Annotated in this window: 13 protein-coding genes; 7 read left to right on the top strand and 6 right to left on the bottom strand. The window is 51.7% G+C overall.

The window, feature by feature from the left end:
• The first annotated feature begins 172 nt into the window (after positions 1–172).
• Positions 173–1,675: a YifB family Mg chelatase-like AAA ATPase gene (locus HRH59_RS03550; RefSeq protein ID WP_173499896.1), complete on the top strand. Its 1,503-nt coding sequence runs from the start codon at positions 173–175 to the stop codon at positions 1,673–1,675.
• 142 nt (positions 1,676–1,817) lie between these two features.
• Positions 1,818–2,012: a hypothetical protein gene (locus HRH59_RS03545; protein ID WP_173499895.1), complete on the top strand. Its 195-nt coding sequence runs from the start codon at positions 1,818–1,820 to the stop codon at positions 2,010–2,012.
• Positions 2,013–2,035: 23 nt separating this feature from the next.
• Here HRH59_RS03545 and pyrC read toward each other — a convergent pair whose 3' ends face one another.
• Positions 2,036–3,067, bottom strand: a complete 1,032-nt coding sequence (pyrC, locus tag HRH59_RS03540; RefSeq protein ID WP_173499894.1) for a dihydroorotase — start codon at positions 3,065–3,067, stop codon at positions 2,036–2,038.
• A gap of 199 nt (positions 3,068–3,266) precedes the next feature.
• Between pyrC and HRH59_RS03535 the strand changes: the two genes are divergently transcribed.
• Positions 3,267–3,419, top strand: a complete 153-nt coding sequence (locus tag HRH59_RS03535; protein WP_173499893.1) for a hypothetical protein — start codon at positions 3,267–3,269, stop codon at positions 3,417–3,419.
• Here the strand turns inward: HRH59_RS03535 and HRH59_RS03530 are convergent.
• On the bottom strand, positions 3,416–4,606 hold the full coding sequence (locus tag HRH59_RS03530; RefSeq protein ID WP_173499892.1) for a Bcr/CflA family efflux MFS transporter: 1,191 nt from the start codon (positions 4,604–4,606) through the stop codon (positions 3,416–3,418). The genes HRH59_RS03535 and HRH59_RS03530 overlap by 4 nt on opposite strands.
• A 194-nt stretch (positions 4,607–4,800) precedes the next feature.
• Here HRH59_RS03530 and HRH59_RS03525 point away from each other — a divergent pair, with 194 nt between their 5' ends.
• Both HRH59_RS03525 and HRH59_RS03520 read left to right on the top strand, forming a co-directional pair.
• On the top strand, positions 4,801–5,514 hold the full coding sequence (locus HRH59_RS03525) for a substrate-binding periplasmic protein (RefSeq protein WP_173499891.1): 714 nt from the start codon (positions 4,801–4,803) through the stop codon (positions 5,512–5,514).
• 56 nt (positions 5,515–5,570) lie between these two features.
• Positions 5,571–6,245 carry a DUF3334 family protein gene (locus HRH59_RS03520; protein WP_173499890.1) on the top strand — a complete coding sequence of 225 codons (675 nt, stop codon included), beginning with the start codon at positions 5,571–5,573 and terminating at the stop codon, positions 6,243–6,245.
• Here HRH59_RS03520 and HRH59_RS03515 read toward each other — a convergent pair.
• The 4 genes from HRH59_RS03515 to HRH59_RS03500 are packed head-to-tail and all read right to left on the bottom strand — an operon-like array spanning position 6,240 to position 9,409.
• Positions 6,240–7,469 (bottom strand): ATP-binding protein, encoded by a 1,230-nt coding sequence (locus HRH59_RS03515; protein WP_173499889.1) that lies wholly within the window; start codon positions 7,467–7,469, stop codon positions 6,240–6,242. The genes HRH59_RS03520 and HRH59_RS03515 overlap by 6 nt on opposite strands.
• 19 nt (positions 7,470–7,488) lie before the next feature.
• Positions 7,489–8,181, bottom strand: coding sequence for a response regulator transcription factor (locus HRH59_RS03510; RefSeq protein ID WP_173499888.1), 693 nt, complete (start codon positions 8,179–8,181; stop codon positions 7,489–7,491).
• Positions 8,181–8,558, bottom strand: a complete 378-nt coding sequence (locus HRH59_RS03505; RefSeq protein WP_173499887.1) for a DUF3019 domain-containing protein — start codon at positions 8,556–8,558, stop codon at positions 8,181–8,183. The genes HRH59_RS03510 and HRH59_RS03505 overlap by 1 nt, the downstream gene beginning before the upstream one ends.
• Positions 8,558–9,409, bottom strand: a complete 852-nt coding sequence (locus tag HRH59_RS03500) for a MipA/OmpV family protein (protein WP_173499886.1) — start codon at positions 9,407–9,409, stop codon at positions 8,558–8,560. Before HRH59_RS03500 ends, HRH59_RS03505 begins: the two co-directional genes overlap by 1 nt.
• Positions 9,410–9,566: 157 nt before the next feature.
• Between HRH59_RS03500 and HRH59_RS03495 the strand changes: the two genes are divergently transcribed.
• Together HRH59_RS03495 and HRH59_RS03490 are read left to right on the top strand one after the other, a co-directional pair.
• Positions 9,567–10,025 carry a hypothetical protein gene (locus HRH59_RS03495; protein WP_173499885.1) on the top strand — a complete coding sequence of 153 codons (459 nt, stop codon included), beginning with the start codon at positions 9,567–9,569 and terminating at the stop codon, positions 10,023–10,025.
• 184 nt (positions 10,026–10,209) lie between these two features.
• Positions 10,210–11,241: a LacI family DNA-binding transcriptional regulator gene (locus tag HRH59_RS03490; protein ID WP_173499884.1), complete on the top strand. Its 1,032-nt coding sequence runs from the start codon at positions 10,210–10,212 to the stop codon at positions 11,239–11,241.
• Positions 11,242–11,331 lie beyond the last annotated feature (90 nt).

Below are 11,331 nucleotides of genomic sequence, written 5' to 3'. Positions count from 1 at the left end.
AATGGCTGCCGCAGATATGCTGCAACAAGCTTAGCATAACCGTTTATATCCGCTCTGTTATGCTTGCTGCGGTTATTTTCCGCGTTAATAAGCTAATTAATAGCCGCTTTACTTGCATATATTTAACATTTGAATAAATATTAATTATCTTTTCGTTGTTAGCGGAGACAGGATGTCACTGGCCGTTGTATACAGCCGCGCCCGCCATGGCCTGGATGCCCCCCTGGTTACAGTAGAGGTGCATATCAGTAATGGCTTGCCGGCTTTTCAGTTAGTCGGTTTGCCGGAAACCTCGGTGAAAGAATCACGCGACCGTGTGCGCAGCGCCATGGTAAACAGTGGTTTTGCCTTCCCCGACCGCAAAATTACTGTCAATTTAGCCCCGGCCGATTTACCCAAAGAAGGCGGTCGCTTCGATTTACCCATAGCGCTGGGCATTATTGTAGCCTCAGGCCAGCTGGCGGAAAAAAGCCTGCAAGGCTATGAGTTTTGCGGTGAGCTGGCGCTGTCCGGTGAGATCCGCACTATCGTTGGGGAAATTCCGGTAGCGATAGCCTGCCGTGATGCCGGCCGCGAAGTAGTGCTGCCAATGTTAAATGCGCAGCAAGCGCAGCAAGTGCCCAAGGTTGCCGTACACGGTGCTGAACATTTGCTGCAGGTGCACAGTTTTTTACTGGCGCAGCAGCCGCTGCCGGCAATACCGTCGTTACCGCTGCGTGAACAACAACATATGCCGGATCTTGCCGATGTAAAAGGCCAGGCGCATGCCAAACGGGTGTTAGAAATTGCCGCGGCCGGCGAGCATAACCTGTTAATGCTGGGGCCGGCCGGCACCGGTAAATCGATGCTGGCGCAGCGCCTGCCCGGCATAATGCCGCCGCTAACCGAACAGGAAGCGTTGGCCACCGCTGCTATTTACTCTATTGCCGGTTTAAAGCGTAATTTAACCGACTGGCAGCAGCGGCCGTTTCGCAGCCCGCACCACACCAGTTCGGCTGTGGCTCTGGTGGGTGGGGGCTCTGTGCCCAGGCCCGGAGAAATATCTTTGTCGCACCACGGCATTTTGTTCCTCGATGAGCTGCCGGAATTCCCGCGTAAGGTGCTGGATGTGTTACGCGAACCGCTGGAAACCGGGGTGGTGCACATCAGCCGTGCCGCGCGCCAGGCCGAGTTTCCGGCGCAGTTCCAGCTGGTGGCGGCATTAAACCCCAGTCCGACCGGCCATCATCAGGATGGCCGCGCCACGCCTGAGCAAGTTATGCGTTATTTAAACCGTTTATCCGGGCCTTTTATTGACCGCATAGAGCTGCAAATTGAGGTGCCGTTGCTGCCAAAAGGCATGTTAAGCCAGCATACGCAGGAAGAAAGCAGTGCCAGTGTGCGCGAACGGGTATTGGCTGCCAGGCAGTTACAACTGGCACGCCAGGGTAAAGCTAACGCCCGTTTAAGCGGCAGTGAGATTGCCGATTTTTGCCCGTTACAGCAAGCCGATGCACGCTTTTTGGAAGACACCATTCATCGCTTTAAACTGTCGGCCCGCACTTACCATAAGATTATTAAAGTGGCGCGCAGCATTGCTGATTTACAGCAGCAGGCACAAATAAGCCGCGCCCACTTAATGGAAGCATTAAGTTATCGCGCGCTGGAGCGATTGCTGAGTTATCTTAAAAGTTAATTTAATGTGTTTAAGTGATTTGTATTGTTTACATTGTGACGTTTCCGGGTAAAATAATCTGGCTTTAGCATTAGGCACGCCGGCAGCAAAACAATATTGACGGCGGTTATTAAAGAATAGTGTGTTATCTAAGGACAGATAAATGTGGATCAGACTGAACGGATTATTGTGTCACACAGAAACCAAGCGGGTTGTTTCCCCGGCAGATGTTGGCCAACCGATATACTTTGAAAATTTAGGCGAATTGTATTTTTCTACGGCAGATGAAGTAATAAAGATGTCTGTCAGCGAATTTGATCAGTTTTGTCTGGAGTATGAAAAGGCGCTGCAGCATTAAACTGATGCTGCAGCGCCTCATGATTATAGTAATTTCCAGTTTAATGTTTCACCGGCATAGAATGGCACTATCGGGTTGCCGTTAGGCAGGATAATCTCACCCGGTACCTGCCATTGCTGTTTTTGCAGCGTAACCGTACCGGTATTGCGTGGCAGGCCATAGAAGTCGGCGCCATAGTGGCTGGCAAAGCCTTCCAGTTTATCCAGCACACCTAAGTCATCAAACACCTGGGCGTATAGCTCTATTGCGCTATGGGCGCTGTAACAGCCGGCGCAACCACAGGCGGATTCTTTGCGGTGCTTTTCATGCGGCGCAGAGTCTGTACCTAAGAAAAACTTTGTTGAACCCGAGGCTACCGCAGCGCGCAGTGCGTCCTGATGCGTGCGGCGTTTTAACACCGGCAGGCAGTAGTTGTGCGGCCGTACGCCACCAACTAATAAATCGTTACGGTTTAACAGTAAATGCTGCGGTGTAATAGTCGCGGCAACATTGTTTGATGCCTGGGCCACAAAGGCGGCTGCATCGGCAGTGGTAATATGTTCAAACACCACTTTTAATGTCGGCAGCCGCGCGACGATATGCTGCAGATAGCGGTCGATAAACACTTTTTCCCGGTCAAAAATATCAATATCGTGATCAGTTACTTCGCCATGCACCAACAGCAACATGCCTTGCTCTGCCATGGCTTCAAACACCGGATACAGGCTGTCCAGAGCACTTACTGCATCGCTGGAATTAGTGGTGGCGCCGGCCGGATACAATTTGGCCGCGACTACTCCGGCAGCCTTGGCGGCGCTGATGTCGGCAGTTGAGGTTTTATCGGTTAAAAATAAGGTTACCAAAGGCTGAAAGTTACTGCCGGCCGGGCGTGCGGCTAAAATACGCTCGCGGTAGGCTACTGCCATGGCTGCGGTAGTAACCGGCGGCACTAAATTGGGCATAACAATAGCGCGGGCAAATTGACGTGCTGTGGCCGGTACGGTTTCGCGCAGCATATCGCCGTCACGAAAGTGTAAATGCCAATCATCCGGAGTTTGTAGAGTAAGAGTGGTCATGTGGTGCTCCTGCAACTGCTGCGGCGAAAAAAAGTGGCGCTATGATACCAAGTAACGGCTGCCAAGTAATCAGTCTCGTGTCGCTAACCGCGCTGGCAAACCGCTGATAATAAGCCGGCGGGCGGCTTTAGTCTGCCGCCGGCCTTTGCTACACTAAGGACGTTTAATAAAGGGCGTGTTTCACGCAGGAGAAATGACTATGTCTGAGCTGGATTTTGATTTAGACCATCTGGACTTTGCTGCTGCTGAGCAAAATGTTGAACGTCAGCAGCAAGAAGAGTTGAACCGTGCTGACGAACCACAATATGGCGACGAAGATGATGAATGTAGCGGCGGTGCCTGTAAAATTTAATCCGTGCCGGCCTTAACCGGCTGTTCGGCAGGTTTGTGCCACAACTGACTTACCGCAATACACAGCACGCCCACTAACATCAGCAATGAGAATGGCAGTGGTGTGCCGTTATAAAACAGTGCCAGTAAAGGTCCCGCCAAAGCACCGATACCAAAGCGTAGTGTGCCGATTACCGCTGTGGCCGTACCGCTGTTATCCGGAAACTTCATCAGGATCATCGCATCCGCATTAGTGGCAATCAGGCTTAAGCTGGCCATTAGCGGTGCGATACTCAGTACGGTGTACACCAGGTCCAACTGCCAAAAGTTAAACAGCGTTAACGCGCTGGCACTGATGATTGCCAGCACCAGGCCGGCGCGTAACATGCGCTGTGGCCCAAGGCGGGTAACCAGCCGGCTGTTGATAAAGTTGGCCAGCATTAACATCGCCACGTTAAAACCAAACAACAAGCTGAACAGCTGCTCGTCTACGCCAAAGAACTTGATATAAACAAACGGCACTGCGGTTAAAAAACAAAAGAATGAAAACGAGGCAAACATCGAGGTAGCAATATCCGGCCGCGCTGAAGCGCAGGAAAACACCACTTTATAGCCGGCAAAAAAGGCTACCTTTTGCGGCGAGCCGGCCGGTTTTATTTCCGGCAGATAACGCCAGCTTAGCAGTAAAATAATCACGCCATAGCCGGCCAGGGTGACAAAGATCATCTGCCAGTTCGCCAACCACAGCACACCACTGCCGATGGCCGGTGCCAGCAGCGGCGCCAGCATCATAATCATCGACACATAAGACATGCCTTTAGCCGTATGCTCCTGATAAATATGCCGCACTATGCCGGGTACTACTACCGTTGCTGCCGCGCCGCACAGCGCCTGCAATGCCCGCCAGAATAAAAACCACTCTATGGTACTGACTAAACTTAAGGCAATGCTGGCCAGCACAAAACCGGTTAAACCGAAAATAGCCAGCGGCCGGCGGCCAAAGCTGTCGGCCAGCGGGCCGCAGATCAGCATGCTGATACCAAAGAAAGCCAGGAAAATACTCAGTGATTGCTGCACCATACCAATAGAAGTATTCAGCTGCTGCGCCATAATGGGCATAGCAGGCAGGTACATATCAATCGCCAGTGGTGTGGTAGCGACAACAGCGGCCAGCAATATAATGATCCAACCGGCAGGTTTGCGAGACATGGGTTCTAAGCTCTTAATTCAGCGGGGCTATATAATACGCGGTTTTGCCGCCGGCACCTAACAACGCCGTGTAAAAATGGGTTACTAAATATGTCGGCCACGCTAAGCGCAATTTGCATTTAGCGGCGCAAAGCAGTGTAATGCAGTTACATTAGATAAAGCTGTTGGTTGTTATGTCGCGTTGGCGCTACCTTATGCTCTTATTTATGCTGCTGCAGGCTATGCTAATACAGGCGCAGCCGCTGCGTGTTGGCTTGCATTTATCTGCCCCCTGGTCCTTTTACAACGGAGAAGGCGAGCCGGAGGGTACAGAATACCGGCTGGTATCGCGTATCTTCGCCAATGCCGGCTATGAAGTGCAATATGAACTGTACAGCTACAGTCGTTTATTAAAGCAATTCAGCGATAAAAAGCTCGATTGCGCCTCGCCGGTTGCGATAGCGGTAGACGGCGCAAGCTATACCCAAGCTTATCTGCCGTTTCAGGATGTTGCTATCAGCCTGCAAGACGCAGGCTTGAAGGTGGAGACATTGCAGGATCTGGCAGACAAGCGTATTGCAGCTTACCAACAGGCAAAACAGATACTGGGCAGCGATTTTGCGCAAGCTGTCAGCACGGCCGGTTATCTGGAACTGGCTGAGCGTAAACTGCAACTGGAGTTGCTGTTCAGTGAGAGAGTGCAATTGGTAATTGGCGAGCGGCGCGTATTGCTTCATCTGGCAACAGAGCTGGCACCGCATATCAAGCTCACGGTGCATCCGCTGTTTGCTGCGCAATCTTATCCGGCGGCATGCTGGCAACCGGAGCACGCAGAGGCATTTAACCGCGGCCTGGCACAATTAGCGCAAAGCGGTGAGCTGGCCGCAATGTTGCGTGATAAAACGCAAGCCGGCGACGGAACAAAATAGCCTAACAGCATGGATTGCGCTTATACTGAAGTAATTCAGCAGGTCAGGATATAACAATGAAAAAAACCAAGATTATTACTACAGATGAAATTTTACTGACGCTGTGTCAGTCGGTAACTAAGGTGCTGTCCGGCGCCGGTAACCACAACGTTGCTTACTCGCCCATGGTACAAAAAATTCAAAAAACCTGTTTACGGCCCGACTTGGGCTGCTTTGTGTTGTTTGACGGTGGGTTCTCCGGGCTGGTGATAATTAATTTTACCGCCCAGGCTGCAATGGAAATTTATAAAAAGTACCTGATGAGCATGGGTATGCCGGAAGAAGAGCTGGCGCAATTTCATACCTCAGACGAAGTAGGTAATGTGATGGGCGAACTGATGAACCAGATCGTCGGTGCTTTTACCAACACCGTGCGCTACGACTTGCAAACATCGATTAATCAAAGCCAACCTAAAATGATGGCGATTAACAAGCAAGTACAAATTCTGATTAATACCCAGCTGGACCAGCCGCAAGCGCGCCGTGTTACCTTCAGTACACCGGAGCACAATATTTTTTATCTGGAGCTGGCCATGGATAAAACCGAGTTTATTCAATTGCATGACTTTGACAAAGTGGCGCAGGAGCACCCGGATGACATTCTGGCCAATGCGCAGCAATACACGCCGGAAAATACAGTTAACGTTGAGGTGGATATGGACGACGACTTTTTGAAAAACCTCGGTTTATAACTTAGCTGCATGCCGCTGTGGCAGGGCAAGCACAAAGCGTGCGCCGCCCTGCGCAGAGTCGGTTACGGTAACGCTACCCTGATGCCACTGCATAACCCGTTGTACTATTGCCAGGCCTAAACCAAAGCCGCCGGCTTGTTTATTGCGGCTGGCTTCAATGCGGAAAAACGGTTGCAGAATTTGGTGTCGCAGCTCCGGCGGTACACCGGGGCCGTCGTCGTCTACGCTGATTTGCCAATGCTGTTTATACTCTGTCAGCGTTAGCTGAATGTGCTGCTGCGCATACTTTTTGGCGTTAACCAGCACGTTTTGCAGTGCGCGCTCGAGGTAATGGCCGTCGGCGTACAGCAAAGCGCTGGCAGGCAGTTGCAAACGGATATCGGCACCGGGCAGCGGCGCCAGTTTTTCCTGCACATTATTAATTAACTCGATTAAATTAATCTGCTGTAATTGCAGCGGCAACTGGCCGGTTTCCAGCCGTGCATAATCCAGGATTTCATCTACCAGTTGTTGCAGCTCCCGCACGTCCTGCAGCATTAATTGCCGCTCTTGCGCCGGCAGTTGTTGTGCCATTTCCAGCGCAAAGCTCAGCCTTGCGATAGGGGTGCGCAGTTCGTGTGATACGGCATGGGTCATTTCGCGTTGCAGGTTCAGTAAGTCGCGGATACGGTCACTCATATCGGCAAAACTTTGCGCAATCGGGGCAATAAACGAGCGTGCCGGCAAGGTTAGCGCAATATCTCTGTTGTCGGCAAAACGTTGCAGGCTATGTTGTAAGCGGCGTATATCACGGGCTACCGGCCATAACCAAAGTGCCACGGCAATGGCCAGTAACAGAAAAAACAATAAGGTAAACCAGGTAGCGCCATCGTTTTGTGTCAGCGGCAGCGGGCCAAAGCGCCACAGCTGTTGCTGTTGCAGGTAATAAAAGTACACCTGATTATCTTCAAACAGCGCCAATACCTCACCGCGTTGCAGTTGCTGCTGTTCTTGCGCCAGCCAGCCGATGCTGTTGCCGGGCAGAGCGCTGAAGGGCAGTTTAATGCTGTGCGGCCAGCTGCTTTGTGGTTGCTGTACCTGTTGTTGCAGTAAACTGGTGTAGCTCTCCAGCCAGGGCGGTGCCGTAGCCGGTTGCCACTGCTGCCACAGTTGCTCTACGGCCCAGCCGATACCCAGCAGTACCAGAAACAAAAATAAGTAAAAATGCCAGAACAGGCGTTGCATGCTAAGGATACGGGCCGTTTTATTGCCAGGCATCAGCGACAAACAGATAGCCTTTGCCCCACACGGTTTTTATGCGAAACGGCGTCTCGGCATTGTCACCCAGTTTGCGGCGCAAATGCGAAATGCGCACATCAACTGTGCGGTCGAGGCCGTCATATTCACGGCCAATAATTTGTTGGTGGATCGCTTCGCGCTTTACTGTTTGTCCGGCGTGTTTCGCCAGCATCCAAAGTAAATCAAACTCGTAGCTGGTCAGCTCGACCCGCTCGTTGTCGTACCAGGCCTCGCGCGAGCGTTGCTTTAACCACAAGCGGTTAAACTGTAATTCCTGCTGTTCGGTTTTGGTGTTGGTTTGGCTGCGGCGCAGCAGGGCGTTAATGCGTGCTACCAGCACGCGTGGCTCTACCGGTTTTACAACGTAGTCGTCTGCGCCCAGCTCCAGCCCCAATACCTGGTCAATATCGCTTTGCTTAGCTGTTAGCATCAGCACCGGGCCTTTATACCAGGGGCGGATTTGCCGGCACACACCAAAACCATCCAGTCCGGGCAGCATCAGATCTAATACGATAAGATCGGGCTGGAACTGCCGGCAATGTTCGGCCACAGCATCGCCCTGGCTTTGCAATTGCACCACAAAGCCATGCTGGGTTAAGAAGCTTTGAACTAAAGACGCCAGGCGGATATCGTCTTCTACCAGCAGTATTTTTGCCATCAGAATATACTCCATGGGCTGCTTAGCCGGCGCCGCGCCGGTTTGCGGCTCAGCACTTTTAAATCGGTGTGCAGCAAAACCAGGTTGTCGGCAGTGCGCAGTGTTAGTGCGGCGTTTTCCCACGCCAGCAATTGCTGCCAGTGGCCGTTAGTTTCATTGTGCCAGCATTGCAATTCCTGCTGCGCTAAAAATAAGCAGGCAGTTAACGGTGTGCTGCTGTGCCAGCTCAATTGTAGTTGGGTTTGGCAGCGTTGGTCGCGTTGTTCAGTAACGCAAATTTGCGGGCTGACATCCCAGCATACCGCAGCAGCACAAGGTGGTGTCGGCACTTGCGGTGTTACGCCATTCAGTAGCAACAACAACCAAAGTCCGGGCATTAATAAAACCGGTAACTTATGCCAAAGAACCAGGTGGTTACATTGTCAGATTTCACCAGCGGGCTGTCAGTCATGGCATCGTCCAGAGATAAATAGCGCAAAAATGCTAACAGGCTGACGCGCTCTGACACCGGCCGTTGCCAGCTCAGGCGTAGCTCAGGTTGCCAACTGGCCTTGCCGTTATAGCGCGGCAGATAGAAAGGTTCATTATTATCAATGCCATAGTAAGTATCAATCAGTTTGGCGCTTTTCCAGTGTAATTTGGCACCCAGCTGCCAGTCGCCAAACCGGCTTTGCCAATTACGGCCGGCGCTAAGCGTGGCATGCTGGCCCTGGTAGGTGTTACTGATATCTTGCCACAGCGCGCCCTGCAACTGCCAGCCGGTGCTGAACCAGTCCAGTTGCAAGCCTAAATCAAAGGCCGTAGGGCGTTTGCGGATTTCCTGCACAGAGACCTGCAGCGGGCCATAACGTTCGTCGATGATATTGATGCCCGGTACGGTGCTGTTAAATTGAAAGGCGTTACCGCCAAACCATTTTTGGAAGTGACCTTTTTCCTGATTAAACTGGCCGATGAGGCTCAGCTGCAATTGCTCTGACAAGGCCCAACCGGTGCCCAGTTTGCCGTTGTCAAAAAACCAGTGTTCGGCGTAGTAGTACACATCGGGCAACAGCACCAACGGCAGAGCCTCGCCGCCATACAGCGGGTTACTGCGCTGACCATAACCCAGCGCGAAGCTTAAATGCAGCTCTTGCTCTGTCGCACACAGTGCGTCCTGATCGCAGTCTGCAGTCGCAACGGCATGCGCGTTTACACTCAGCAGACAAAGCAGCAATAACAAATATGGCAAGTTGCACCTTTTTTAAACGAATTTTCAGCCGTGCAAGTGTAGCAAGTTGTGCTGCTGCACATAAGCCGGCATAACAATGTTTCACAATTTGCTGTGATTAGTCACAGTAAGACCAACTGTGCCTGGCTACACTGGGGAAAAATCTTGAGGTGCCCGGATGAAAGCTATAGTGCTGATAATATTGCTGCCGTTATGTTGTTTGCTAAGTGGCTGCGTGCAGGATTTAACCGCAGATGACACCAGTGCCTTTCAGGTTATTGCCGGTGGCAACTCAGCGCAAAGTGATGATAAACGCTTACAGGTTATTGCCAGCCAGGCAGCCTACGATGACATATTTTTCCGCGTGCTGAATCGCAGTGGTACGCCGGAGACATTTGACTTTGAAACCTATCAGGTATTATTGGTAATGTCCGGAGCACAGCCGGCTGCTTTGACGCTGCAAGTTGCCGGATTCAGTGCGGTGGACCAGCAGGTTAATATTGCGCTGCAACCGCGCTATGCTGCCGCCGGTTGTCCGCCGCCAGCTACAGTACAGCAGCCCTGGCTGTTGGTGTTGTTTCCCAGAGTAAATAAGCCGCTGGCGATCACCGAACAGCCGCAAATGGTCAGTTGCTAGCAACACAGGTGATCGGGCCGGCCAGCGCTGTGGTATAACTGCAGGTGGCAAACACAGAACGAAATTGAATCCACCGTCAATTCCCTCTATGATAACGCCACAACAATTATAAGGCGCTTGTCGGATATGCTATCGGGCTGCGCTGTATTATGCAGTAATTTCGCTGTCACAGCAGAGCACGCAGATGAAAGACAAAGCCACTTCATTCGACATTGCTTACATGGCCGGTGTATCGCAGTCTACCGTGTCGCGCGCGCTGCGTAACAGCCCGCAGGTAAACAAGGAAACGCGCGAGAAAGTGCAGGCGATAGCGCGGCAGCTGAACTACAAGGTTGATAAAAACGCCAGCAATCTGCGCCAGCAACGCAGCAGCACCCTGGCGCTGCTGTTGTTTGAAGATCCCACTACTGACGAGTCTTTAATTAATCCGTTTTTTTTATCTATGCTGGGCAGCATTACCCGTGCCTGTGCTAAACGCGGCCAGGATTTATTGGTGTCGTTTCAGCAGTTAAGTGACGACTGGCACGCCGATTACGAAGACAGCAATAAAGCCGACGGCATTATTCTGCTTGGCTATGGTGACTACAAAGATTACGAGGAAAAACTGGCCAAGCTGCTGGCGCAGGAAACGCATTTTGTTTGCTGGGGTGCTGAGGTGCTGGGCCATCCGGAATTTACGCTGCGCAGTAACAACCGCGAAGGCGGCCGTTTAGCCGGTGAACACCTGCTGGCTACCGGGCATAAAAGCTTTGCCTTTATCGGCAATGCCTCTGAGGGCAGCCCGGAATTCAGTGCGCGTTACCTTGGGTTTATTGATGCGCTGAATATGGCCGGTATCAGTGAAGCGCAGGTGCCGCATTTTGATGCCATATCGACCGAAAGTGCCGGCGACAACGCTACTGAACAATTACTGGCCGCCGGCCATCAGGTTGATGCCATTTTCTGTGCCAGCGATTTAATTGCTATCGGTGTTATGCGTTGTCTGAAACGGCGCAATTTACGCGTACCGGAAGATATTGCTGTGATGGGCTTTGATGATATTCCGGTGGCCTCTTTTGCCACCCCGGCACTGAGCACTATTCAGCAAGATACCACCAAAGCCGGTGAATTGCTGGTGAATAACTTACTGCAACTGGTTAATAACCAACCAATTGTTGTAAGCCAGATCGAGCCCAAGTTAATTATCCGCCAGTCTTGCGGTTTTCATCGTAACTAAGCCGGTAGTTGCTGCCGGCTGTCCGCAATTTACCAAATACTAACTCTGCTTACCTTGTTGCTGCTTTGTGTTAATATCCTGCGCCGGAAT

The sequence above is a fragment of the Rheinheimera lutimaris genome, assembly GCF_013283795.1.
Taxonomy (GTDB): Bacteria; Pseudomonadota; Gammaproteobacteria; order Enterobacterales; family Alteromonadaceae; genus Alishewanella; species Alishewanella lutimaris.
This window is presented reverse-complemented; position numbering and strand designations above follow the sequence as displayed.